Source organism: Nocardiopsis sp. MG754419 (assembly GCF_018207095.1).
Lineage (GTDB): Bacteria > Actinomycetota > Actinomycetes > Streptosporangiales > Streptosporangiaceae > Nocardiopsis.
The window spans coordinates 1-22,826 of sequence record NZ_QOCZ01000091.1 but is presented as its reverse complement, the minus strand read 5'-3'; the positions used below and the strand labels follow the sequence as shown (position 1 = coordinate 22,826).

Here is a 22,826-nt window from a genome sequence, read left to right as displayed (position 1 = left end):
GGCGGAGGCCTCCATCCGGACCGGTCCGATCTCGTGGTCCCCCTGGGCGGAGAGCCAGGAGCGGGCCTGACCGGCGAGGTCGTCGAGCACCGCGCGCACGGCGGCGGCGGACTCCCCGTCGAGGGGGCGACGCAGACTGCGCGCGAAATCGCGGCGCAGGTCCGCGCCGACCGCTCCGAGGGCGCACAGCGTGGCCGCCGATGCGGGCACGAGGATGTCGCCGATCCCGACCTCCTCGGCCAACAGTGCGGCGTGAGTGGGACCGGCGCCGCCGAAGGGCACGAGGGTGAAGTCCGCGGGGTCCAGCCCACGGCGGGCCAGGGTCTTGTGCAGTTCCACGGCCATGCCGGCGGTGGCGATCCGCAGGGCCCCGTCGGCGGCGGTGCGGGCCGCGCCCGCACCCTCGCTCCCGTCGAGCGCGCGGGCCAGTTCGGCCAGGGCGGTCTCGGCCGCGCTCCGGTCCAGCTCCATGCGACCGCCCAGGAACTCCTCGGGGTCGATGACGCCCGTGACCAGGTAGCAGTCGGTGATCGTGGGCCGGACGCCGCCGCGCCCGTAGGCGATGGGACCGGGGTCGGCCCCGGCACTGTCCGGACCGGCCTTGAGCAGGCCGTAGTCGTCCACACGCACCACCGAACCGCCGCCGGCGCCGATCGCGCCGACCGCCACGACCGGCAGGATGAGGGGCAGCCCACCGATGGTCGTGTTGACGGCGAACTCGGGGTCTCCCCCGACGGTGACGGCGATGTCGCTGCTGGTTCCGCCCATGTCGAACGTCACGACGTCGGCGGTGCCGGCCGCCGAGGCCAGGCGGGCCGCGGCGGTCACCCCCGCGGCGGGTCCGGACAGCACCGTCTCGATGGGCCGGGCCCGGGCCGAGGCCAGGCTCAGCGATCCGCCGTTGGAGGCGGTGATGTAGACCGGGGCACGCACGCCCAGGTCGGCCAGGAGCTCCTCCAACCGGTCGAAGTAGCCACTCATCAAGGGCTGGATATAGGCGTTCATACAGGCCACAAGCGTGCGCTCGTACTCACGGACCTCGGGCCAGACGGCCGCGGAGGACACCAGCGGGACCTCGGGCACCAAGGCGGCGAGCCGGGCGGTGAGGTCCGCCTCGTAGTCGGGTGCGGTGTGCCCGTGCAGGACGACCACGGCGGCGGCGTCGGCCCCGGTGGCGGCGAGTTCCGCCGCGGCCCGGGCGAGGTCGGCGTCGTCGGGATCGCGCAGCACGCCGCCCCGGGAGTCCAGGCGGGCGTCGACCTCGATGACCCGCTCACGCGGGACCAGCGGGGTCTCCTTGGCGGCGTGCAGGTCGAAGGAGGAGGGCATACGGCTGCGGCCGATCTCCAGGATGTCGCGGTGGCCCTCGGTGACGATGAGAGCGATGCGGGCACCGCGCCGCTGGATGATGGCGTTGAGCCCGATCGTCGTGCCGTGGGCGATGTCCACGACGTCGGAGGGGGCCAGACCGGCCGCCGCGGTGACGGCTTCGAGCCCGCGCGCCACCGCCAGGGCGGGATCGTCCGGGGTGCTGGGCTCCTTGTGGTGCACGGTGCCGCCACCGGACGTGAGCACGACGTCGGTGAAGGTGCCGCCCACGTCGATGCCCACGCGGGGTCCCTGGGGAACGGTGGCCGGTGTCGCGGCCGCCGGGTCGTGGTTCACACTGCCTCCGTGAGTCGGGTCAGCCGGTCGACGACCACCATCACCACGACGCTCGCGAGCATGAGCAACGTGGAGACCGCGGCGACCGAGGGGTCGAGTTCGAACTTCACCGCCGAGAAGACGCGCACCGGGACCGTGGTGGTGTTGGCGCCCGAGATGAGCACCGACACCGCGACCTCGCCCAGGGACGTCACCGCGGCGAACACCGCACCGGCGAGGATGCCGGGGCGCAGGAGCGGCAGTGTCACGGTGAGGAAGACGCGCACGGGTCCGGCGCCCAGGGTGGCGGCGGCGCGTTCGAGGGCGGGATCCAGCCGCGCGGCGCTGATCATGATGGTGCGGACGGCGAAGGGCAGCGCCACCAGGGAGTGCGCGAGCCACAGCCCCGGCACGCTGTTGAGCAGGCCCAGGCCCTGGAAGTAGTAGAGCAGGCCCAGGGCGATGATGATCTCCGGGACCATGAGGGGTGCGAGCGCCACACCCTCCACGAGCCGGCGACCGGGGAAGGTGCCGCGGGTCAGACCGTAGGCGGCCAGGGTGCCCAGGACGGTCGTGGTCGCCACGACCATGAGCACCAGCAGTCCGCTGAGCCGGAAGGACACCGACCAGTCCGGTGACGACAGCACCGAGGCGTACCAGCGCAGGGACACCCCCTGCGGTGGGAACTCCAGTGACGCGGTCGGGTTGAGCGAGCTGACGGCCAGCACGACCAACGGGGCCGCCAGGAAGAGCAGGATCGCCGTGACGGGCACCCCGAGGGCGATCCGTCCCGCGTGGCGGGCCACGGCGGGGCGTCGACGCACGCGGGGCGCGGTGGTGGTCTCAGCCATCGTGCCTCCTCTCCCAGAAACGGAAACCGGCGCCCATGGCGGCGACGCACACCAGGGTCAGCACCAGCAGGGTCAGGCTCAGCGCCGCGGCGACGGGATAGTCGTAGACACTCGTGATCTGGCTGTACACGCGCAGTCCCGCGAGCGGCTGGTTGGCGCCGCCCACCAGGAGCGGGGTGATGTAGATGCCCATGGCCAGCGGGAACACCACCATGCACGCCGCCGCCACACCCGGCAGGCTCAGCGGCAGGGTGACGCGCGTGAACGTGCGGACGGCCCCTGCGCCCAGGCTCTGGGAGGCCCGTCGCAGGTGCGGATCGATACCGCCCAGGGCGGTGGTGAGCGGGATGATCGCGAAGGGCAGCAGCACGTGGGTCACCGAGATCACGACCGCCGTGTAGCTGGTGAGCAGGGGCAGCGGCTGGTCGGTGATCCCCGTTCCGACGAGGAGGCGATTGACGGCGCCGTTGGCCGACAGCAGCACCACCCAGCCGTAGCTGCGTACGACGACACTGGTGAGCAGCGGTGAGAGGACGATGACGAACATGAGGGTGCGCAGCACCCCCGTGCGGACCCGGGACAGCGCGTACGCCACCGGGTAGCCCAGCGCCAGGCACAAGGCCGTGACCAGGAACGAGGTCTGGAAGCTGCGCACGAGCGCCTGCGAGAAGAAGGTCTCGGAGAACACCCGCTGGTACTGCACCAGGGAGAACTCGGGGAGCGGGTTGCCCGCACCGTCCACCGGGTGCAGGCTCAGCGACAGCACCCGCACGAGCGGCACCAGGAACACCAGCACCAGGAACACCACGGCGGGCAGTACGAAGCCGACGCCGGAGAGGCGCCCGCGGACCGCCGCCATCAGGCGCCGCCCGCGTCGCGGAGCGCGATGACGCTCGCCGCGTCCCAGTGCGCGGTCACCCGGGCACCGAGGGGCGGGGGCTCGGTGTCGGTGCGGGCGCTCAGCGCCAGCGCCTCCCCCACCCGCACCCGCGTCTCCCAGCCGTCTCCGAGGAAGGCACGGTGGGCCACCTCGCCGTGGACGCCGCCGCGCCCGTCGGCGCCCAAGGGCTCCTCGCCCTCGGACACCCGCACGCGTTCGGGCCGCAGGGCCAGGGACACGGGGCCGGTGGGCTCCTCGTCCAGGCCGGTGCGCACCAGGATCCCGTCGACGTCGACGCCGTCGGCCGTGCCGACGCCCTCGATGACGTTCGCCGCACCCACGAACTCGGCCACGAAGCGGCTCACCGGGGCGGAGTAGATCTCCTGGGGGGAGCCCTCCTGCTCGATCCGTCCGCCGTTGAGGACCACGATGCGGTCCGACAGCGACATGGCCTCCTCCTGGTCGTGGGTCACGAACACCATGGTGATGCCGAGCCGCTGTTGGAGGGCGCGCAGGTCGACCCGCATCTCACGGCGCAGCTGGGCGTCGAGGTTGGACAGCGGCTCGTCCAGGAGCAGGACCGCCGGCCGGGTGGCCAGGGCGCGTGCCACGGCGACCCGCTGTTGCTGACCGCCGGACAGCTGCCGGGGACGGCGTCGCGCGTAGTCGGCCAGGCCCACCAGGTCCAGCGCCTCGGCCACGCGCCGCTCCCGCTCCGGGCGCGGAGTACGGCGCGCCCGGAGACCGTAGGCGACGTTGTCGGCCACCGACATGTGCGGGAAGAGGGCGTAGTTCTGGAAGACCATGCCCAGGCCGCGGTGGTGCGGCGGCACCGCGGTCACGTCGTGACCGTCGATGGTGATGGAGCCGCCGTCGGGCTCGACGAAACCGGCGAGGGCGTGGAGCAGCGTGGTCTTGCCACAGCCGCTCGGCCCCAGGATCGAGAGGAACTGTCCTCTCCGGATCGCCATCCGGTCGACGTCCAGGACCCGGGTCCCGCCGTAGGCCGTGGTCAGCGATGCGACGACGATGTGCTCGGAGTTCGGTTCGCTCACTGGAAGATCTCGTTCCACCGCTGCTGCCAGTCGTTCAGGTTGGGCGTGGCGGCGCCGTAGTCCACCCAGGTGAAGTCCTCGTAGACGTCGGTGCCGTGGCTGATGCGCTCGTCGAACTCGGTCGAGTAGTCGATCCCACTGTTGCCGCCCCCGTAGAAGGTCCCCTCGGCGAACGGCTTCTGGTGCTCGGCGGAGGTGAGGTAGTCGAGGAAGGCGTAGACGTCCTCACGATTCTCGGTACCTTCGGCCACGTAGTAGGAGGTGAGGGCGCCGACCGCACCGGATTCGGGGTAGGTGAAGCCGATCGACTGCCCCTCCTCCTCCATGGCGATGGCGCGCCCGTCCCAGAACGGCACGATCCAGGCGTCGCCGTTCTGTAGGACGGTGCCGACGTTGCCGGCGTCCGAGGGGTAGGCGGAGACGCAGCCCTGGAGTTCCTCCAGACGCTCGAACGCGCGGTCGACGGCGTCGGGGTCGGACAGGTCGCCCCCTTCGGAGGCGACCACGGCGGAGAAGAACTGCAGGCCGATGTTGTAGGTCAGGGGAGGCAGTGCCACGTGGCCGCAGTACTGCTCGTCGAAGATGTCCTCCCAGTCCTGTGGGGCCTCATCGACGAGGTCGGTGCGGTAGACGAGGCCGGCGGAGCCGGTGGTGAGGGGGGCTCCGTAGGAGGAGCCGTCCACGGTGGACTGTTCGACGAGGACCGGGTCGAGTTCGGACCAGTGGGCCAGGTCCTGGGGCTCCAAGGGCTGGACGAGGTCGTTGGTGACGGCCTGGTGGAAGGTCTCGGAGGTGAGGGCGACCAGGTCGAAGGGCGGGTTCTCGCCGCCGGCGGCGCGCATCTGGGTCACCCACTCGCCATCGGCGCCGGTGACCACGTTGACCGTGATCCCGGTCTCCTCCTCGAAGGGCTCGACGAAGGAGGAGGTGAAGAGTTCGCCCCAGGGTCCGGCGAACGCGGTGACGGTGATCTCGCCGCCCTCGGACCCTTCCCCCGCGGAGGTGTCGATTCCGCCGCAGGCGGTGACGCCCACGAGCAGGAGGGCGCCGCCCACGGCGGAGAGGGGGATTCCGGGTCCTCGCGGTACCAGCATCGTTCGTCCTTTCACCGATTCTCACGTTCGAGGCACACGGAAACGACGCTCGTCGGCATGTGAAGGAAGAACCCTGCGCTTGCCGTCAGCGCGCCGATGCGCCGATGACCGTGTCCTCACCCGGGGCACCCCACCGCAGTGGAGGGTTGCCGTCCAGCGAGCCGGGGCTTGTCGCTGGAACTCCTGACCAGCAGGAACATACCAGAAAAATCACTTTTCCTACCAAAACAGTTATTCTCCCCACTCATCACACCCGAATCAGGGGCCTCATGTCTCACATGCCGGACGTCGGGGCCCCGCGAGTGCCCGGCCCCTGCCCGTGAACACGGGAACCCCCGGCGCCGAACCGCGCGCCCCCAGAAGCGGTGGAGGGCGTGATGGCGCCTTCGGGTGCGGGGTGGGAGGAGCGGCGAGGGGCACACACGCGGACCTCCTGGTCACCCCACCTCCCCTGCGCGGTCGGGCCGCCGGGATCGGACGCCGCCCGGCGCGGGCGCGACGAAGCCCGCCTCCGATGGCCCCGGGGCGCGGGCGCGACGAAGCCCGCCTCCGATGGCCCCGGGGCGCACGCGGACTCTCACCCGGGGCTGAAGAACACGCCGGACCGTCGTTGTCAGAGGGGACGGGGTGGAAGGCCCAGTTCGCGGAGCGGATCGCCGCCGTCGACGAACAGCCGCCCCTCGGAGGTGAGGGCGCGGGCGATGCGGAGCAGGGCGGCCTCACCGGCCTTCGGGTGCCGCCCGTCGAGGGCACCGACGCGCACGGCGAACGCCAGGTCGAACGGGGCCTCACCCGCGAGCAGGGCGAAGTCCTCGACGGCGACCTGTCGGACGCTCATGCGCCCCGCGGCGATCTCGTCCGCCGCGTTCCGTCGGGCCAGTGCGACGCTCTTGGCCGAGCGGTCGATCATGAGCAGATGGCCGTCACCGATCCGGCCGGCCGCGGCTCTGGCGGCGGCACCGGGCCCTCCACCGATCTCCAGCACACGCAACCCGGAACCGAGCGGCAATGCGTCGACGATCGCCGCAAGCCGCGGGGACAAAGTACTCATCGCCGAACCTCCTCCGGCTCGCGTTCCGGTGACCCCGCGCGGGTTCGGCCGTACAGGGACGGCACGGTCCGAGGCCGCACCGGCCGCAGGGGCTCCCCCGGCGGGATCGCACCCGCATCCCCCGCGGCGCGGAACCGTCGACGACGGTGACCGTCCCGAACGCACCGTCCCCTCCTCCGCCGCACAGACGCCCGAGGTCACCCTGGGCGTGCCCGCCACGCGTCGCTGTTCCCCGCCACTCGGTCTACCCCGCGGCCGGCACACCGATCCCCTCCCCACCGGTGTGGATCCTCGGCACGTGTGAGCGCTCGATGCCGCGCGGCGGTCGAGCGAGGTGACGGCCGCCTCGACCCGGTGCACTCGGGGGTCGGACCGCGCGGGCGTCATCCCCGCCCCGCACCGAGGCTCGAACCCGGGGACCGGTGGCCCTGGGCGCACGTGCGCCGACGGGACCTCTAGGGGGCCTCCGCCCCCCGGGTCCCGTGGTCGCGCCCGGTCACCGTGCCTCGTTCCGCGGCCTTCTCCACGAGAAGCCGGACGGCGTGCGCGGAGGGCGAGTCGGGTTCGGTGTCGTAGACCATGAGCATCTGGTCGGTGTCGTCCGTGGGGGTCAGCGTTTGGTAGGTGACCGTGAGGTGACCGACGAGCGGATGGTGGTAGCGCTTGGCACCGGTGCTGCGCTGGTGCACGCGATTGCGCGCCCACAACCGCCGGAACTCCGGGCTCCGGATCGACAGATCTCCCACGAGGCGGCCCAGGGCGGGGTCGTCGGGGTGCCGTCCCGCGTCCAGACGGAGCATGGCCGCCGTGTCGGCCGCCACCTCGTCCCAGTCCATGTAGAGCTCACGGGCGTGCGGATCGAGGAACACGAATCGGGCCTGGTTCCGCTCGGCCTGGGGCAGGCCGTCGAAGTCGCCGACCAGGAGAGCGGCGAGCCGGTTCTGGCCGAGGACGTCCAACCGGCGTCCGAGCACGAAGGCGGGCCGGAACACGGTCCCCAGTGTCGCGAGCAGGTCCCGTGTCGCCGGGTGCAACCGCTGTGGTCGGGCGGCCCGCCGGCGGCCGGCGGGAGCGGGTCTGGCGATCGTGTGCAGGTGGGTGCGTTCGGCGTCGTCGAGCCGCAGCGCGTCGGCGAGGGCGTCGAGCACCTCCGGGGACGCGCTCTTGCTCCGTCCCTGTTCCAGGCGGGCGTAGTAGTCCACGCTCACACCGGCCAGCATCGCGAGTTCCTCTCGGCGCAGCCCCTCCACACGTCTGCGCCCGACATCGACGATGCCGGCCTCGCTCGGGGTGAGGCGGGCACGCGCCGCACGGAGGAAGGCGGCCAGGTGGGGCTCGCGTCGATCGGACATGGCCCCAGTCTCCCAAGCCTCTTCCCGTGCCGCGAGGGCCGAAGGGCGCCCGATCAGTCCTAGGAAACTCCGGTCCTTCTCCGTGCCACCGCCCCCGCCGACGCTGGATGAGCAACGAGAACGCGGTGTCCGTCAGCGCACCACCGACGAGAGGAACCCTTCCATGTCCGTGTGGATGATCACCGGCGCCGCTCGCGGTCTCGGCCTCGAGATCGCCCGGGCCGCCCTGTCCTCGGGTGAGCGGGTCGCCCCGGCGGCACGTCGTCCGGAGCGGCTGCCCGAGGACGTACGCGACCATCCGAACGCGCTTCCGGTGCGGCTCGACGTGACCGACACGGCGCAGATCGCCGCGGCCGTGGACGCGGTCGTCGACCGGTTCGGCACTGTCGACGTGCTCGTCAACAACGCCGGCCGGGCCCTGCTCGGCGCGCTCGAGGAGATCACCGACGCCGAGGCGCGTTCGCTGTTCGACGTGAACGTGTTCGGCCTGATCAACACCACCCGCGCGGTCCTTCCGGTCATGCGGAGGGCCGGCCGGGGCAAGCTCGTGCACATCGGGTCCCGCGCCGGGTTCGAGGGGGAACCGGGTGGCAGCATGTACTCGGCCTCCAAGTTCGCCGTCGCCGGGATCGGCGAGTCCCTCGCCGTGGAACTCCGGTCCTTCGGCATCCAGAGCATGGTGGTCGAACCGGGGGTCTTTCGCACCGATCTCCTCGACGCCTCCTCCGTGCAGTTGCCCGAGGCGCGCATCGCCGCCTACGACGGCACCCCGGCCCACGCCACCCTCGCCTGGGCGCGGGAGGCCAACCACACTCAACTCGGCGACCCCGTGAAGGGTGCGGCGTTCATCCATCGGATCGCGTCGGGCGAGCGGCTTCCGCTGCACCTGCCCGTCGGGCAGGACGCCCTGGACCGCCGCGTCGTCATGACCGAACTCATCGAGGGCGAGGTCGCGCCGATCCGGGAGGCCTCGGCGGCCACCGCGCACACCGGGAACCCCTGACGCGGCACCGGGCCCGGATCCGAGGTGACGATCGCCGGCGCCGCTCGTGTGTCCGCGCCCCGGCCCTACGGGGCGCGGCTCCCCGTCGCGGGACGGCCACCGGGGAACGTCAGGGGTTCGGGGGGAACCGCTCGACGGTGGCGAGCTGCTCGGCCACGCGGCGCAGCGCGAGGAGGAGGGGTTCGACCAGCGCCGTGCCCAGGACCACGTACCGCACCGCCTCGTCGGGGTCGCCGACCGGGATCTCCGCGATCTCGGCGGCGGCGATGTGGCGCATACTCGTCCAGTAGGTGCGCATGACCTCCGGGGGCAACGCGAACCCGGCCTCGCGCAGGGTCCTCATCGCCCGGGCGACCTCCGCGAGTCGCTCGGGCCGGTGCGTCCAGCACTGGAGTCCGAGTTGCTCGGCGAGGTCCTCGATCTCGGCGAGCGGGACGTCCTCCTCACCGGACGGCGCCACCGCCGCGTGCGCCTCCGCGAGCAGTGCGGCGACCTCGTCCGGTGGCTCGTCGAGGGTCGCCAGGACCTTGCGCGCACGGGCCACGCTCACACCGGCGTCGATCAGCGCTCGGATGACCCTCAGTCGACGCAGGTGCGCGTCCCCGTAGGTCGCCTGCGTCGCCGACGTCCGCACGCCCTGCGGCAACAGCCCCTCCCGCAGGTAGAACTTGATGGTCGCGACGGGCAGTCCGGACTCGGCGGACAGCTCTGCCATGCGCACCCTGGCACCTCCTTGCATTGGATAGTCGCACGATCTAGATTAGATAGTACTACTAGCCAATGAAGCGAGGCCATCATGGCGAAGATCGTGTCGGGTCGCATGACGCATCACCACGACGGGGAACTGGTGGTCTTCCACGTCGGTATGACGATCAACCGGTGGCTGCGCCCCGATCTGTGGTGGCCGGTCGCACGCCTCATGCCCCCCATGTTGCGCGAGCTCTCCCAGGACCCGGACTCCGGACTGCTCGGGTACGAAATGCTCCTCAACGCCCGGGGGCCGCACATCGTGCAGTACTGGTCCTCGATCGACCGACTCTACGACTACGCCTCCGCCACCTCGCTGAGCCACCGGCCCGCGTGGACGAGGTTCAACGCGATGGCGAGGAGGAACCCGGACGCCGTGGGGATCTGGCACGAGACCCACGTCGTGGAACGCGCGGAGAGCGTGTACGTCGGCACCCCGGTCATGGGACTGCCCGCGGCGACGGCGCTTCGGCCCGTGGAGAAGCACCATCACCGGGCCCGGGCCCGCCTGGCCGACGGCGCCACCACGGCTCCCGAGGATGCGCGGAGCCACCCCCGGGAGCGATGACCGGCTACACGCCCGACGGACCCGGCTTCGTCCGTGGTCGGACGCCGGGCACACGGCCCGACCCGTCACGACGGGTGCCGGTCGACCAGAGGCACGACGGGCACCGCGTCCGACGATCGGAACCGGCTCGCGTGCGGCCCGCGAGAGCGCTGTCGTGGCCCTCACGGGTGCACCGACCGCGCTCTCAGCCCTCGTGGGCGATGCGTTCCGCCGCGCGCGCCGCGCGCACGACCCCGACGAGCATGTACCGCCTCCACAGCGGGCCGATGATCCACCGCAGGGCGAAGGCACGCCCTGGGCGAGGTCGGAATTCGTAGGTCCACCGGACGACGGTGCCGGCGCCGTCCGGGGTGAAGGTCCATTCACCGCGCACCCCGGTCACGACGTGGCGCAGGGCGTTGGTGAACCCGGTGATCTCGTAGGCGAAGGAGTGCGGCGCGGTGAACTCGGTGAGCCGCTCGACGGCGGTCGACCCGTCGGTCAGATCCGGTTTGCGGGACCGGCCCACGGCGTCCCAGGGACCGGTCTGGTCGCGCGCGCCGCGCACTCCGGGGAACGGCCCCCAGCCCTGGAACACCAGGGACAGGTCGATGGGGACGATGATGCGGCACACGGCAACCGGGGGAAGGGAGGTGCGGGTCTGCACGGTGACGGGGACGGTGCGGTCCGCGGGTCCGATGAGGGTCATCGTTCACCCCTCTCCCTGGTCGACGGGGCGCCCGCTGTCCCGGGTCGAATCGTCGAGGAAGGGGTCTGCGGGACCGCCGGGCCGGTGCGCGAGGGCGCGGCCTTGGTACGTCGCGGAACTCGGTGTCGTGGTCATGACCCCACTCTCGGGGGATGCGCGTGCGGCGACCAGGGACGGTTCCTCGGTAGGACTCGCAGTACCACCTCGGGGCCGCGCTCATGGTGGAGAATGGCCCCATGGCAAGGGACGGGACCGGGCTGGGGGCGGCGCTCAGGACCTGGCGCGACCGACTCCCCCCGACGGCGGTCGGCCTACCGGCGGGACGCGCGCGACGCGCCGTGGGTCTGCGCCGTGAGGAGCTCGCGGACCTGGCGGGGATATCCGTCGACTACGTCGTACGGCTGGAACAGGGACGGGCGAGGACACCCTCGTCGCAGGTCGCCGGCGCGCTCGCCCGTGCCCTGCGGTTGGACGACGACGAAAGAGACCACCTGTACCTGCTGGCCGGGCTCCTCCCCCCGGGAGACGGGCTGATCAGCGACCACATCCCGCCCGGCATGCAGCGCCTGCTCACCCGTCTGGGCGACGCGCCGGCAGCGGTGTTCGCCGCGGACTGGCGCCTGGTGTGGTGGAACCACGGCTGGGCCTCGGTGCTCGGCGACCCCTCACCCCGGGAGCCCGAGGCACGCAGCCTGGTCAGGCTGCACTTCCCCACCCCGCAGGACGGGGAGCACACCCACCGGCCGGTCATCTCGGCGAACACCGAGGGCGTGGAGCGGGCGATCGTGGCCGACCTGCGCAGCGCCTCCGCCCGCTTTCCCGACGACCCGCGCCTGGCCGCGACCCTGCGTCGGACCCTCGACGGCAACCCGCGTTTCGCCCGGCTGTGGCGTGAGGGGGCGGTGGGGCACCACACCGAGGACCGCAAGACCATCCTGCATCCCACCGTCGGCCCGATCACCGTGACCTGCGACCTGCTGACCGACGCGGGGACAGGGCTGAAAGTCGTCGTGTACACCGCCGACCCCGACAGCGAGGACGCGAGCAGGCTCGCCCTGGCCTGCGCCGCCGGCATCGTCCCCGGGCCCTGACCGATCCGGGCGCCGCCACGCGGGCGGGTTCCGCCCCGGGCTCCTCCCTCGACCGGGACTCCCCCGGTGGTCGGGCCCGGGTCGTGCCCGGGTCGTGCCCGGGCGCCGGGGTCGGCTCTCGGAATCCACGGTGCGCTCGAGCACGGCCCGGCGGTGCGCGGCCACCGCCGTGTGCGCGTCGGTGCTCAGGCGCCAGAGCCCCGGTGGTGACCGCACGGACCACCGAACCGGGGCCGTCCGGGCGCCGGGGCGCGGCGGTGACCCCGCCGCGCACGGCTACGGGACCGAGGCGACCCCGTTCCGGGCTCGGGCGGAGGGGCCGGTCAGGGGGAGGCCCGCCAAGAGGGCGCGACGGCTCTCCCTCACGTGCTCCCGCATCACGCGTTCCGCGCTGTCGCCGTCCTTGGCGATCACGAGTTCCAACACATGGTGGTGTTCACGGTCGGACTGGAGCGCACGCCCGGGCTGGTTCAGCGACGTCATGACGAGGCGGGGATAGGCGAGCTGGTTCATCAACGTCCGGTAGTGCGCCTCCAGTTTGTGGTTGTCCGCGCCCTGGACGAGCAGGCCGTGGAACTCGTGGACCAGCTCGGCGTACCGTTCCCGATCGTCGCGTGCGACCGCCTCGTCGGACTCGCGCAGGTTGCGCTCCAACCGCTCGATCTCGGGCACCCTCCCCCTCTGGGCCAGGAGTCGGGCCGCGGCGCCCTCCAGCAGCTCCTTCATCTCGAAGAGCTCGGTGATCTCCCGTCGGGACGGAGCCGCGACGAAGGTCCCGACCCGGGGCCTGATCTCGATCAGCCCTTCGGTCTGCAACTGTTTCAGGGCCTCTCGGACCGGGGTGCGGCTGACGCCGAACTCCTCGGCCAGGGCGAGCTCCGCGAGCGGGGTGCCCGGCTCGATCGCACCGCTGATGATACGCCCGCGCAACTCCTCGATGACCGTGGCCTGGATGGATGTGGGGGATGATCCGCGCGCGCCTGGCGCCACTGGGGCACCTCCTTGTTCGTGTCGGGACCTCGATGCCGATTATCCCAGAGGGGGGAGCGCTCCACCGTCGAAGAAGCGGCCCGCGCTGTAGACCATGGGCGAGCCGTCGGTGACGTCGGCGTGGACCACCCGGCAGATGAAGACGGTGTGGGTGCTGGCCTGGAGCCGCTCCCGGATCTCCGCCTCCATCCGGGCGCTGCTGCGGGCGATCAGGGGGCTCCCGAAGGGTCCCGGGGCCCAGTCGATCTCCCTGAACTTGTCATCGGACTTGCCCGCGAAGCGCTGGACGACGTCGAGCTGGTCGGTCGACAGGATGTTGATGGCCAGGTGGTCGGCCCTGAACAGACAGTCGTGCGTGGAGGAGGTGTGTTGGACGCACACCATGACCACGGCCGGGTCCAGCGAGATGCTGGAGAAGGCGTTGACGGCCAGACCCTTGGGGGTGTCGCCGTCCAGTGCCGTGACCACCGTGACGCCGGTGACGAACTGTCGGTTGACCTGCTTCATGAGGTCGGTGGCGGGCTTCGCGGGAAGCGTGCGCATGAGGGTACTCCTTGGTGTGGTGGTGAATCAGTCCTGGCCGACGCTGATGATGCCGAGCGCGGAGAGCAGTGCCCGGGGGTCCCAGGTCACGACCTCCTCCGCGATCCGTCCGTCCTCGAAGTGGGCGAAGGTGGCACCGCCGACCCGCACCGACCGGTTCGTGGCCGGCACCCCCAGCAGGCCGCCCTGGTGGGTGCCGATGCTGTGCCAGCGGATCGCGGCTCTCTCCCCTTCGAGCACGATCTCGTCGACGGTCGTGGTCAGGTCGGGGAACGCGGCACGGGTGGCGAGGATCGACGCCTTGAAGGCGTCCAGGTCCTGGGGTCGCGACTCCGCGCTGCGACGCAGGTAGCCAGGGGTGTGCAGGTCATCGAGCGCGTCGACGTCACCGAGGTTCCAGGCCTGGACCCAGACCCTCTCGATGAGCTCTCGGCGGGACTCAGTGTGCGACATCGGTCTTCTCCTTGTTCACGGATGTGTCGGCGTGGTAGTCCGCCGCGATGTCCCGGCCCAGGGCCAGGGTGAGGCTCGCGATGATCACGAGGAAGGGCAGCGAGGTGACGATGACGGTGTTCTGCAGGGCGTCGAGACCGCCCGCGAGCATGAGCACGATCGACGTGAGGCCGGTGACCAGGCCCCACAGGACGAGGACGGGACGGCTCGGGTCGAGGGAACCGTTCGAGGTCAGCGTTCCCAGCACGTACGTGTTGGAGTCGGCGCTCGTCACGAAGAAGATGACCGCGAGCAGAACGGCGATGATCGACGTCACCGTGGTGAGCGGGAGGTGGTCGAGGGTCGCGAAGAAGGCGTTGCCGAAGTCGGCCGCGGTCTGGTCCGCGATGTCTCCGCCCTGGAACAGGTCGACGTGGATGGCCGTGCCCCCGAAGGCGGCGAACCAGGTGAAGAAGGCGACGCTCGGGACCGTCAGCACTCCCAGGATGAAGCCGCGGATGGTGCGCCCGCGGGAGATGCGGGCGAGGAAGATCCCGACGAACGCCCCCCAGGACACCCACCACGCGAGCATGAAGTAGGTCCACCCCTGCATCCACTCCAGGTCACCGAAGGCGGCGCCCTGCAGGCTCATGCGGAAGAAGTCACTGGCCCACAGGCCGATCGACTCGATGTAGAGGTTGGCGAGGAAGACCGTGGGGCCCACGACCAGCATGAACACGAACATCCCGATCGCCATGGTGCCGCTGACGTAGCTCAGCAGCTTGATGCCCTTGTTGATGCCGGTGACGGCCGACATGGTGAAGATGGCGGTGATCGCGGCGATGACGAGGACCTGGGAGACGGAGTCGACGGGGATCCCGAACAGACGCCCCATCCCGTTGCTGATCTGGAGCGCCCCCAGACCCAGGGACGTCGCGGTGCCGAAGAGCGTCGCGAAGACGGAGAGCACGTCGATCGCCTTGCCGATCGGGCCGTTGACCCGGTCGCCCAGGAACGGCGTGAAGAGCTGGCTCACCAACGGCCGGCGGCCCTTGCGGTACGTCGAGTAGGCGATCGCGAGACCGAACACGGCGAAGACCGCCCAGGCGTGCAGACCCCAGTCGAAGTAGGAGTACTGCAGGGCCCGGACCGCGGCCTCGGGGGTGTTCGGTTCGGCGAGACCGTGCGGCGGCGTCGCCAGGTGCGAGATGGGTTCGGCGACACCGTAGGAGACGAGGCCGATGCCCATCACGGCGCCGAGGAGCATCGCGAACCACGACAGGGTCGAGAACTCGGGTCGGTCGGTGTCCTTGCCGAGCCTGGTGCGGCCCACGGGGCTGAACGCCAGGAACACCAGGAACACCAGGATCCCGAGGGTGATGATCAGGTAACTCCACCCGAACGAGGCGGTGACCCAGTCCAGGGAGACCGCCGTGACCCTGTTGAGGTTCTCGGTGAACAGCACCGCCCAGGCGACGAAGATCGCGGCGACGGCGATCGAGGTCCAAAAGACCGAACCGAGCCGACCGGGGCCGTGATGGCGGTCCGGCGGTCCGCTCCCGCCCCCGGAGACCTCGCGGCGCTCCGGCGCCGTCCTGTCGGTTCCGGGGTCGTCGGCGTCGGCGGCGAGCTCCTCCGGTGGTCTCGTGCGGTGCGTATCCAAACCCGCGTGAGGTTGCTCGGACATGGAACTCCTCGTGTCGATGACCCACCGAAGTGGGTCTGGCATGCCAAGGATCGTAAGACACGTCACAGGGCGAGTGTCAAGGGCGGGGCCGGCATTCTCTCCTTCGACCACGGAGAGAACCCGAATAACCGCAGTTCAATACAGACGTAGAAAAGAAGGATCCGCCGGTGCGGACGCGATCGAGAACGGATCAGATCCGCCCTTGACCTTGCATACATGTGGGTCCTAGTGTCTGTGGCATGCAAGAGACCGCCACTGATTCCCCAGCGGAGCGGATCGCCCTCCGCAAGTTGGTGACCTATCGCGACGTCGTCGTCACCGAGGCGGGAGCGCGTCCGGCCCTCCCCGCACGGCGTGCCAGCGTGGCCGCCGTGGTGCGCAACCCGTGGATCGGAACAGAACCGTGCACCGATCTGTCGGAGGAGCAGGGGCGCGTCGCTCCGGTGTTGGCCGAACTCCTCACGGACCGGCTCATCGCCGCCCTGGGCGGCGCGGACCGGATCGAGGCCTTCGGCAAGGCCGCGATCGTCGGCACCGCCGGCGAGATCGAGCACGCGGGAGCGCTCATCCACACACCGTTCTTCGGCAACCTCGTCCGGGAGTTCCTGCAGGGCGAGTCCATCATCTGCTTCGCCGACGCCCGCGCGGAGGCCGGTGAGGACCTGGTCGTGCCCTTGTGGCACAAGAACCACGCCGCGACCCGCAGCCACTACCAGACCATCAGCGCTCGCGTCCCCGACGCACCGCGTGCCGACGAGATCGTCGTCATCGCGGCGGCGTCGACGGGACCCCGACCGCATCCGCGTATCGGCGACCGCACCACCGACCTCGCCGTGACCAAGGAGAACCTGGAGGAAGTCCTGTCATGAACGTTCGCAAGATCGTCACCCACGTCGAGGAGATCCGCGCCGAGGGCGGCCGTCCGGTCAGCCCCGCCGCCCGCGTCGCCGTCGTGGCCGCCGTCATCGACAACCCGTGGGCCGGACAGGGGTTCGTCGAGGACCTGGGCCCGGGCATCGACGCGACCGCCTCGGACCTGGGCGCGCTCCTGGCCCCGGAGGTCCTGGAGGCGCTCGGGGCTCCGGTGGAGGCCTACGGCAAGGCCGCCATCGTCGGACTCGACGGCGAGGTCGAGCACGGCTCGGCCCTGATCCACACGCTGAAGTTCGGCGACCACTTCCGCAAGGCGGCCAACGCCACGACCCTGCTCCCTGCGGTCGAGAAGCGCGGCGCGGTCGGCACGGTGTTCGACATCCCGCTCAAGCACATCACCGACGCGACGATTCGCTCCCACCACCAGACGGTGGAGGTGCGGATCTCCGACGCCCCCCACCCGCGGGAGATCGTCATCGCGCTCGCCGCGGCCTCCCAGGGACGCCCCCAGCAGCGCCTGGCCGACCTCTCCACCGAGCGGTAGGCGGCCATGACCACACCGACCGTCGTGCTGTTGCACGGTGTCGGGCTCGACCACACCATGTGGGAACCCGTCGCCGCGGCACTGGCCGCACGCTTCACCGTCGTGACCCCCGATCTCCCCGGGCACGGTGGCGCGACCCCCGTCCCGGAGGGCACCGCACTGGCGGACCTGGCCCTCGGGGTGGCCGACGCGATCCCCACGGGGTCCCACGTGGTGGGCTTCTCGCTCGGTGCTCTCGTCGCCCAGCACCTCGCTCGGTACCGACCCGACCTCGTGGCGACGCTGACCTCGGTCAGCTCGGTGTGCGAGCGGACGCCGGCCGAGCGGGACGCCGTGCTCGGACGGATGGAGGCGGCCCGGACCGACTTCGCGGCCTCGGCCTCGGCCTCACTGCGCCGGTGGTACGACGGCACCGACGTCCCGTCCGTGTGGGTGCGCCGGACCGAGACGACGCTGCTCGCCAACGACCCGGCGTCCTTCCTGCACGCTTACCGCGTGTTCGCGACCGCGGACGCCGAACTGACCCCGGAACTGCGGCGCGTCGAGGTACCCGCGTTGGCGGTGACCGGCGAGGACGACCCCGGGTCCACACCCGAGATGACTCGTCGTCTGGCGGCGGCGCTGCCGGACTGCCGTGCCGTCATCGTGCCCGGAGCACGCCACATGCTCCCCGTCCAACGGCCCGAAGCGCTCGTCGAGTGCCTCACGGCCTTCATCGGAGACCACGCCCATGACTGATCTCAAGAAGCTGAACCACCTCATCGGGGACGCGTGGGTCGAACCCGCCTCCGGCGACTACTTCGAGAGCACGAACCCGGCCACCCGGCGACCGCTGTACCGGGCGGCGCGCGGTGGCGCGGCCGACGTCGATCGCGCGGTGGCCTCCGCCCGTCGGGCCTTCGAGGACCCGCGGTGGCGCGATCTCAGCCAGACCAGGCGCGGGCACCTCCTGCGCCGTCTGGGCGATCTCATCGCCGAGAACGCCGACGAACTCGCCCGCATGGAGACCCTGGACAACGGCAAGCTCCTGCGGGAGATGCGCGGTCAGCTGGCGGCCCTGCCCGAGTACTTCCACTACTACGCGGGCCTGGCGGACAAGATCCACGGTGACGTCATTCCGACGTCCGACCGTCAGGTGCTCAACTACACCGCGCGGGAGCCCTTGGGCGTCGTCGGAGCGATCACGCCCTGGAACTCCCCGCTGACCCTGACCAGCAGCAAGCTGGCGCCGGCCCTGTGCGCCGGGAACACCGTGGTGGTCAAGCCCTCCGAGTACACCTCGGCGTCCGTGGTCAGGCTCGCGGAGCTGGTCGTGGAGGCCGGCTTCCCGCCGGGCACGGTGAACGTGGTGACCGGTTTCGGCGCCGAGGCCGGCCAGGCCCTGGTCGACCACCCGGACCTCGCCAAGATCTCCTTCACCGGCAGCACCGCCACGGGTTCGCGCATCGCCTCGACCACGGCCGGCCGCTTCATCGGCTCGACCCTCGAACTCGGCGGTAAGTCGCCCAACATCGTGTTCGACGACGCCAACGTCGCCAACGCCGCCATGGGCGTCGTCGCCGGCATCTTCGCCGCCGCCGGTCAGACCTGCATCGCGGGCAGCCGGGTGTTCGCCCACCGGTCGGTCTACGACGAGCTCCTGGAACGGGTCCGCGAGCGGGCCGAACGCATCCGGATCGGCGACCCCCTGGACGAGGCCACGGAGCTCGGTCCCCTGGCGTTCGAGGAACAACGGAACAAGGTCGCGGGATACGTCGACGCGGGTCGCACCGAGGGGGCCCGGGTCCTGACCGGCGGCCGATCCTCGGACGGTGGACTCGGAGGCTACTTCTACGAGCCCACGATCCTGGTCGACGTCGACAACGGCATGCGCGTGGTGCGTGAGGAGATCTTCGGTCCGGTCCTGGCCGTCATGCCGTTCGAGACCGAGGAGGAGGTCCTGGGCCTGGCCAACGACACCGAGTACGGGCTCGCAGCGGGCGTGTGGACCTCGAACCTGGCCCGCGCCCACCGCATGGCCACGCGTCTGGAGGCGGGGACCGTGTGGGTCAACACCTACCGGGCGATGTCGCCGATGTCGCCGCGTCAGGGCTTCAAGAACAGCGGCGTCGGGGTCGAACACGGCACCGAGACCATACGGGAGTACACGCGGCTCAAGAGCGTGTGGATCAACACGAGCGAGGAGCCCGTCGCCGACCCCTTCGTCCTGAGGAGCTGAGATGCCCCAGGTCGACATCACCCTGGCCGAGGGCCGCTCCCCCGGCCAGATCCGGGACCTGATGCACCAGGTGCACGCCGCGGTCCTGCGCACCACGAACACCCGGCCCGAGTACGTCCGGATCGTCGTCCACGAGGTTCCGGGGACCCACTGGTCCACCGGGGACGTGACGCTCGCCGAGATGCGGGCCGCGGACACGAGCGCGGCGGGCGCCGGCCCATCCACGGACGACACCACCGACAGGCGGTCGTTCCCCGACACGGAAAACCAGGAGTAGCAGTGAGATTCTCCCTGTTCGCCCACATGGAGCGCTGGGACGAGAGCGAGAGCCCCTCCCAGCAGTTCGAGAACCTGACCGAACTCACCCAGATCGCCGAGGCGGGCGGTTTCGGAACGGTGTGGATCGGCGAGCACCACTCGATGGAGTACGTGAGCTCGCCGAGCCCGATCCCGCAGCTGGCCTACCTGGCGGCGCGCACCTCCACCATCCGGCTCGGCGCGGGCACCATCATCGCACCCTTCTGGAACCCGGTCCGGGCCGCGGGCGAGGCCGCCCTGCTCGACGTGATCAGCGGTGGACGGGCCGAGATCGGCATCGCCCGGGGCGCCCACCAATTCGAGTTCGACCGCGTCGCGGGAGGGCTGCCCGCCTCCGACGGCGGCACGCACCTGCGGGAACTGGTCCCGGCCGTGCGGGCGCTCTGGCAGGGCGACTACGCCCACGACGGGGAGATCTGGCGGTTCCCGACCTCCACCAGCGTGCCCAAGCCGGTCCAGCAGCCGACCCCGCCGATGTGGGTCGCCGCACGCGACCCCGCCTCGCACGACTTCGCCGTCGCCAACGGATGCAACGTCATGGTCACCCCGTTGATGAAGGGCATCGGCGAGGTCGAGAACCTGGTGGGCAAGTTCAACACAGCGGTCCGCGACCACCCCGAGGTGCCCCGGCCCGAGCTCATGGTGCTGCGGCACACCCACGTGCACGGCGCCGAGGATCCAGAGGGATGGCGTCCGGCGGCCGAGGCGATCCAGCGCTACTACCGCACCTTCGACGCGTGGTTCGGGAACAGGAAGACCCCGGTGAACGGGTTCCTGGAGCCGAGCCCGGTCTCGAAGTTCGCGGAGCGCCCGGAGTTCGAGCCCGAGTCCCTGCGCGAGACCGCGGTGATCGGCACACCGGACGAGGTCGTCGAACGGCTGCGACGCTACGAGGAGCTGGGGATCGACGAGTACAGCTTCTGGATCGACAACAGTCTGTCGCACAAGGCCAAGCGGGCCTCCCTCGAACTGTTCATCGACGAGGTCATGCCGCACTTCCGCTAGGAACCGGCGCGGGGACGGGAGTACGACGTCCGGCGGCACGGAGGCGACCGCCGGACGTCGAACCCACCCCGCCATCGGGTGGACCCGGCTCCACCGCCAGGGCGCACCGGCCCCACCGGGGCGCGGGTCCCGTCCGAGTCCGGGACCGGTCGGGACCGCTCACCGACCCGCGCTCGCCGTGCGTCCGGGGAACCGGCCGCACGGCGAGCGGCACGCTCCTGCGCCGGGTGGCTCGACCCGTGCCATCGATCGTGCCCGGAAGCCGAGCGGCGCGTGGATCGCAACGGGGCCGACCCCAGGAGCCGACGGTGGGTCCTCGCAGGGTCCTGAGTCGATGGGAGGACCCTGCACGGGGCGGGGCACGCGGGCCTCACACGCCGGAGTGTGGCGACGGTGGGTGCGGTGGCCTCGCCGGACCCTCCAGAGCGTCGCGCACCTGTCGCCGGGTCACCTCGTCCGCCGGCAGGAGGTCGCGGACGGCACGCGTGCGCAGGCCGTCCAGAAGGAACAAGGCCTGGCGACGCCAGGCGTCCGGGACGGCCTCGGCGGTCGCGCGCGCGAGCAGCGCGTTGGCGGTCAAGGCGAACACCAGGTCCGCGTGGCCGAAGTCGGGGCGCAGGACCCCGGCCTCCCGGGCCCGCTCGACGATCCGTCGCGCGGCGTCCATGCTCCGGCCGCAGGCGTCCATGAGGCGCTCCGCCCCCGGGTAACGACCACCGACCACGTCGGCGACGACGGGGTCGGTGGCCTGGAGTTCGCAGAGCCTCATGACGTAGTGCGCGAACCCCTCCCAGGCGTCCTCGCAGTCCAGGGCCTGCTGCGCGGCCTCGTCCAGGCGGCCCGCCGCGCGATCGGTCACCACCTCGTCGATGAGGGCCTCTCGCGTGCCGAACAGGTTGTAGAGCGTGCCGTGGCTCACCCCCGCCCTGCGGGCGATCTCCTTCAGCGATACCTGGAGGCCGCGCTCCTGGAAGAGCTCGGCGGCGGCTGCTCGCAGCTTCTCGGCATTCCGTCGCGCGTCGACCCGCATCCCGGGGTTCCTCCTGTGCTCTCGGCCCGTGCGTCCCTCACCGCGTCCCACCCGACGGCAGAACTTGACCCTTGGGTCAATCTTCATGCTACCGTCGGATCATAAGTTGACCATTGGGTCAAGATGATGCGAGCGAGGAGGCCCACCCTCATGTCCGCAGTGATCGCGGTGTTCGGCGCCGGTACCGGCCTGGGTGCCTCCTTGGCCCGCCGTTTCGGCCGGTCGGGCTTCCGTGTCGCCCTGGTGGCGCGCCGCCGAGAGCGCCTGGACACGCTCGTCGACGACTTGGCGCGGGACGGCATCGAGGCCGCGGGCTTCACCGCGGACCTGTCCCGGACCGACCGGGTGCCGGAGCTGATCACGGAGATCCGCGACCGCTTCGGCCGCATCGACGTCATCGAGTACGGCCCGTTCAGCACCGACCAGAGTTTCGTCCCGGCCTCTCGGGTGGACGCCGCCACCCTGGAGAGCGGCCTCGCGATGTTCCTTCTCACGCCCGTGGAGGTGGTCCAGGCGGTACTTCCGGAGTGGGCCGAGCGGGGCGATGGCGCCTTCCTCCTGACCAGCGGGGTCACGGCGGTCCACCCCATGCCCGGCCTCAGTGGCCTCGCTCCGCTGGGCGCGGCCGCCCGGAACTACCTGTACTCGCTCCACGGCGAACTGGCTGAGCAGGGCATTTACGTCGGCACGATCTCCGTCGGCGCGACGATCGCCCGCAGTGAGATGAGCGACCTGGTGGCCCGGACCGGAACCGGTGAGGGAGCGACCCCGGAGTTCCCCGTCGTCGACCCGGACGACCTCGCCGAGCTCTACTGGGACATGTACACCGCACGCGACCGGGTCGAACAGCTCCACCCTCACCCCGACGGCCTGTAGCCCACCGCCGCACGGCCGGGGCGCAACACCCGGGCCGGACAGGGTCCACCGCGGTCCGCCCCTCCCCGATCGCCCGACCACGGCGACGTGTGGCGTGTGGCGTGTGGCGTCACAGCGCGTCGCCACGGTGGGGCCGGCGCCCTGCCGGTCCAAGGCCTGTGCGGCGGCCCCGTGAAGAGAGGGGTCGTCAGGCGCCCGAGGCCAGGAAGCGGTCGGCCCAGGCGTCGTGCGCCGCGCGTGCGGGCAGGTCCATGGAGGCGGCCACCATGTACAACATGCCCGCGGC

24 protein-coding genes and 1 riboswitch are annotated in these 22,826 nt (G+C 71.3%); of the genes, 10 read left to right on the top strand and 14 right to left on the bottom strand.

The features are described from left to right. The 7 genes from DSY14_RS28825 to DSY14_RS17590 all read right to left on the bottom strand — a co-directional run. Positions 1–1,665: hydantoinase/oxoprolinase family protein (locus DSY14_RS28825; protein WP_211717677.1), on the bottom strand; the 1,665-nt coding region annotated here is incomplete at its 3' end. After that, complete coding sequence (locus DSY14_RS17615; RefSeq protein WP_211717676.1) at positions 1,662–2,495, bottom strand: ABC transporter permease; 834 nt, start codon at positions 2,493–2,495, stop codon at positions 1,662–1,664. The genes DSY14_RS28825 and DSY14_RS17615, both read right to left, overlap by 4 nt. Continuing rightward, entirely contained in the window at positions 2,488–3,354 is an 867-nt protein-coding gene (locus DSY14_RS17610) for an ABC transporter permease (protein ID WP_211717675.1), read from the bottom strand. The genes DSY14_RS17615 and DSY14_RS17610 overlap by 8 nt, the downstream gene beginning before the upstream one ends. Then, positions 3,354–4,430 carry an ABC transporter ATP-binding protein gene (locus DSY14_RS17605; protein WP_211717674.1) on the bottom strand — a complete coding sequence of 359 codons (1,077 nt, stop codon included), beginning with the start codon at positions 4,428–4,430 and terminating at the stop codon, positions 3,354–3,356. Before DSY14_RS17605 ends, DSY14_RS17610 begins: the two co-directional genes overlap by 1 nt. Then, positions 4,427–5,524, bottom strand: coding sequence for a PotD/PotF family extracellular solute-binding protein (locus tag DSY14_RS17600; RefSeq protein WP_211717673.1), 1,098 nt, complete (start codon positions 5,522–5,524; stop codon positions 4,427–4,429). The genes DSY14_RS17605 and DSY14_RS17600 overlap by 4 nt, the downstream gene beginning before the upstream one ends. Positions 5,525–5,594: 70 nt before the next feature. Next, positions 5,595–5,713: riboswitch (SAM riboswitch) on the bottom strand. A gap of 424 nt (positions 5,714–6,137) precedes the next feature. Continuing rightward, on the bottom strand, positions 6,138–6,575 hold the full coding sequence (locus tag DSY14_RS17595; RefSeq protein WP_211717672.1) for a methyltransferase domain-containing protein: 438 nt from the start codon (positions 6,573–6,575) through the stop codon (positions 6,138–6,140). Positions 6,576–7,030: 455 nt separating this feature from the next. Continuing rightward, the gene (locus DSY14_RS17590) at positions 7,031–7,927 is read right to left on the bottom strand and encodes a helix-turn-helix transcriptional regulator (RefSeq protein WP_211717671.1); all 897 of its coding nucleotides are present in this window, start codon (positions 7,925–7,927) and stop codon (positions 7,031–7,033) included. Between the two features lie 163 nt (positions 7,928–8,090). On the opposite strand from DSY14_RS17590, the gene DSY14_RS17585 reads away from it, so the two are divergent. Beyond that, a complete protein-coding gene (locus tag DSY14_RS17585; protein ID WP_211717670.1) occupies positions 8,091–8,930 on the top strand; it encodes an SDR family oxidoreductase in 840 nt (279 codons plus the stop codon). 109 nt (positions 8,931–9,039) lie between these two features. On the opposite strand, the gene DSY14_RS17580 is transcribed toward DSY14_RS17585, so the two are convergent. Further along, positions 9,040–9,645, bottom strand: a complete 606-nt coding sequence (locus DSY14_RS17580) for a MerR family transcriptional regulator (RefSeq protein WP_249188055.1) — start codon at positions 9,643–9,645, stop codon at positions 9,040–9,042. A gap of 81 nt (positions 9,646–9,726) precedes the next feature. Here DSY14_RS17580 and DSY14_RS17575 point away from each other — a divergent pair, with 81 nt between their 5' ends. Then, on the top strand, positions 9,727–10,245 hold the full coding sequence (locus DSY14_RS17575) for a DUF4188 domain-containing protein (protein WP_211717668.1): 519 nt from the start codon (positions 9,727–9,729) through the stop codon (positions 10,243–10,245). 184 nt (positions 10,246–10,429) lie between these two features. Here the strand turns inward: DSY14_RS17575 and DSY14_RS17570 are convergent, their stop codons facing one another. Next, positions 10,430–10,933: an SRPBCC family protein gene (locus tag DSY14_RS17570; protein WP_211717667.1), complete on the bottom strand. Its 504-nt coding sequence runs from the start codon at positions 10,931–10,933 to the stop codon at positions 10,430–10,432. Between the two features lie 236 nt (positions 10,934–11,169). Between DSY14_RS17570 and DSY14_RS17565 the strand changes: the two genes are divergently transcribed. Beyond that, positions 11,170–12,024 carry a helix-turn-helix domain-containing protein gene (locus DSY14_RS17565; protein ID WP_211717666.1) on the top strand — a complete coding sequence of 285 codons (855 nt, stop codon included), beginning with the start codon at positions 11,170–11,172 and terminating at the stop codon, positions 12,022–12,024. 276 nt (positions 12,025–12,300) lie between these two features. Here the strand turns inward: DSY14_RS17565 and DSY14_RS29475 are convergent, their stop codons facing one another. From DSY14_RS29475 to DSY14_RS17545, 4 genes are read right to left on the bottom strand one after another with little or no spacing between them, the layout of a single operon-like run. Next, on the bottom strand, positions 12,301–13,014 hold the full coding sequence (locus DSY14_RS29475; protein ID WP_211717665.1) for a GntR family transcriptional regulator: 714 nt from the start codon (positions 13,012–13,014) through the stop codon (positions 12,301–12,303). Positions 13,015–13,053: 39 nt separating this feature from the next. Beyond that, positions 13,054–13,557: a flavin reductase family protein gene (locus DSY14_RS17555; protein ID WP_211717664.1), complete on the bottom strand. Its 504-nt coding sequence runs from the start codon at positions 13,555–13,557 to the stop codon at positions 13,054–13,056. A 27-nt stretch (positions 13,558–13,584) separates the two neighbouring features. Beyond that, positions 13,585–14,010 (bottom strand): ester cyclase, encoded by a 426-nt coding sequence (locus DSY14_RS17550; RefSeq protein WP_211717663.1) that lies wholly within the window; start codon positions 14,008–14,010, stop codon positions 13,585–13,587. Next, positions 13,997–15,676: a BCCT family transporter gene (locus tag DSY14_RS17545; RefSeq protein WP_211717662.1), complete on the bottom strand. Its 1,680-nt coding sequence runs from the start codon at positions 15,674–15,676 to the stop codon at positions 13,997–13,999. The genes DSY14_RS17550 and DSY14_RS17545 overlap by 14 nt, the downstream gene beginning before the upstream one ends. Positions 15,677–15,915: 239 nt before the next feature. Here DSY14_RS17545 and DSY14_RS17540 point away from each other — a divergent pair, with 239 nt between their 5' ends. From DSY14_RS17540 to DSY14_RS17515, 6 genes are read left to right on the top strand one after another with little or no spacing between them, the layout of a single operon-like run. Continuing rightward, a complete protein-coding gene (locus tag DSY14_RS17540) occupies positions 15,916–16,545 on the top strand; it encodes an amino acid synthesis family protein (RefSeq protein ID WP_249188053.1) in 630 nt (209 codons plus the stop codon). Next, positions 16,542–17,093, top strand: a complete 552-nt coding sequence (locus tag DSY14_RS17535) for an amino acid synthesis family protein (RefSeq protein WP_211717661.1) — start codon at positions 16,542–16,544, stop codon at positions 17,091–17,093. The genes DSY14_RS17540 and DSY14_RS17535 overlap by 4 nt, the downstream gene beginning before the upstream one ends. A gap of 6 nt (positions 17,094–17,099) precedes the next feature. Next, positions 17,100–17,831 (top strand): alpha/beta fold hydrolase, encoded by a 732-nt coding sequence (locus tag DSY14_RS17530; protein ID WP_211717660.1) that lies wholly within the window; start codon positions 17,100–17,102, stop codon positions 17,829–17,831. Further along, on the top strand, positions 17,824–19,311 hold the full coding sequence (locus tag DSY14_RS17525) for an aldehyde dehydrogenase (protein WP_211717659.1): 1,488 nt from the start codon (positions 17,824–17,826) through the stop codon (positions 19,309–19,311). Before DSY14_RS17530 ends, DSY14_RS17525 begins: the two co-directional genes overlap by 8 nt. A gap of 1 nt (position 19,312) precedes the next feature. Continuing rightward, positions 19,313–19,588 (top strand): tautomerase family protein, encoded by a 276-nt coding sequence (locus DSY14_RS17520; RefSeq protein WP_211717658.1) that lies wholly within the window; start codon positions 19,313–19,315, stop codon positions 19,586–19,588. A gap of 2 nt (positions 19,589–19,590) precedes the next feature. Continuing rightward, positions 19,591–20,634 (top strand): LLM class flavin-dependent oxidoreductase, encoded by a 1,044-nt coding sequence (locus DSY14_RS17515; RefSeq protein WP_211717657.1) that lies wholly within the window; start codon positions 19,591–19,593, stop codon positions 20,632–20,634. 370 nt (positions 20,635–21,004) lie between these two features. Here DSY14_RS17515 and DSY14_RS17510 read toward each other — a convergent pair whose 3' ends face one another. After that, positions 21,005–21,664 (bottom strand): TetR/AcrR family transcriptional regulator, encoded by a 660-nt coding sequence (locus DSY14_RS17510; protein WP_211717656.1) that lies wholly within the window; start codon positions 21,662–21,664, stop codon positions 21,005–21,007. Between the two features lie 150 nt (positions 21,665–21,814). On the opposite strand from DSY14_RS17510, the gene DSY14_RS17505 reads away from it, so the two are divergent. After that, positions 21,815–22,540, top strand: coding sequence for an SDR family oxidoreductase (locus DSY14_RS17505; RefSeq protein WP_211717655.1), 726 nt, complete (start codon positions 21,815–21,817; stop codon positions 22,538–22,540). The last annotated feature ends 286 nt before the right edge of the window (positions 22,541–22,826 follow it).

What these genes read in the sequence shown, in the direction of transcription:
- DSY14_RS17615 (WP_211717676.1), bottom strand. Translation starts at nt 2,495, where the DNA reads ATGGCTGAGACCACCACCGCGCCCCGCGTGCGTCGACGCCCCGCCGTG.
- DSY14_RS17610 (WP_211717675.1), bottom strand. Translation starts at nt 3,354, where the DNA reads ATGGCGGCGGTCCGCGGGCGCCTCTCCGGCGTCGGCTTCGTACTGCCC.
- DSY14_RS17600 (WP_211717673.1), bottom strand. Translation starts at nt 5,524, where the DNA reads ATGCTGGTACCGCGAGGACCCGGAATCCCCCTCTCCGCCGTGGGCGGC.
- DSY14_RS17595 (WP_211717672.1), bottom strand. Translation starts at nt 6,575, where the DNA reads ATGAGTACTTTGTCCCCGCGGCTTGCGGCGATCGTCGACGCATTGCCG.
- DSY14_RS17590 (WP_211717671.1), bottom strand. Translation starts at nt 7,927, where the DNA reads ATGTCCGATCGACGCGAGCCCCACCTGGCCGCCTTCCTCCGTGCGGCG.
- DSY14_RS17585 (WP_211717670.1), top strand. Translation starts at nt 8,091, where the DNA reads ATGTCCGTGTGGATGATCACCGGCGCCGCTCGCGGTCTCGGCCTCGAG.
- DSY14_RS17580 (WP_249188055.1), bottom strand. Translation starts at nt 9,645, where the DNA reads ATGGCAGAGCTGTCCGCCGAGTCCGGACTGCCCGTCGCGACCATCAAG.
- DSY14_RS17575 (WP_211717668.1), top strand. Translation starts at nt 9,727, where the DNA reads ATGGCGAAGATCGTGTCGGGTCGCATGACGCATCACCACGACGGGGAA.
- DSY14_RS17570 (WP_211717667.1), bottom strand. Translation starts at nt 10,933, where the DNA reads ATGACCCTCATCGGACCCGCGGACCGCACCGTCCCCGTCACCGTGCAG.
- DSY14_RS17565 (WP_211717666.1), top strand. Translation starts at nt 11,170, where the DNA reads ATGGCAAGGGACGGGACCGGGCTGGGGGCGGCGCTCAGGACCTGGCGC.
- DSY14_RS17555 (WP_211717664.1), bottom strand. Translation starts at nt 13,557, where the DNA reads ATGCGCACGCTTCCCGCGAAGCCCGCCACCGACCTCATGAAGCAGGTC.
- DSY14_RS17550 (WP_211717663.1), bottom strand. Translation starts at nt 14,010, where the DNA reads ATGTCGCACACTGAGTCCCGCCGAGAGCTCATCGAGAGGGTCTGGGTC.
- DSY14_RS17545 (WP_211717662.1), bottom strand. Translation starts at nt 15,676, where the DNA reads ATGTCCGAGCAACCTCACGCGGGTTTGGATACGCACCGCACGAGACCA.
- DSY14_RS17540 (WP_249188053.1), top strand. Translation starts at nt 15,916, where the DNA reads ATGCAAGAGACCGCCACTGATTCCCCAGCGGAGCGGATCGCCCTCCGC.
- DSY14_RS17535 (WP_211717661.1), top strand. Translation starts at nt 16,542, where the DNA reads ATGAACGTTCGCAAGATCGTCACCCACGTCGAGGAGATCCGCGCCGAG.
- DSY14_RS17530 (WP_211717660.1), top strand. Translation starts at nt 17,100, where the DNA reads ATGACCACACCGACCGTCGTGCTGTTGCACGGTGTCGGGCTCGACCAC.
- DSY14_RS17525 (WP_211717659.1), top strand. Translation starts at nt 17,824, where the DNA reads ATGACTGATCTCAAGAAGCTGAACCACCTCATCGGGGACGCGTGGGTC.
- DSY14_RS17520 (WP_211717658.1), top strand. Translation starts at nt 19,313, where the DNA reads ATGCCCCAGGTCGACATCACCCTGGCCGAGGGCCGCTCCCCCGGCCAG.
- DSY14_RS17510 (WP_211717656.1), bottom strand. Translation starts at nt 21,664, where the DNA reads ATGCGGGTCGACGCGCGACGGAATGCCGAGAAGCTGCGAGCAGCCGCC.
- DSY14_RS17505 (WP_211717655.1), top strand. Translation starts at nt 21,815, where the DNA reads ATGTCCGCAGTGATCGCGGTGTTCGGCGCCGGTACCGGCCTGGGTGCC.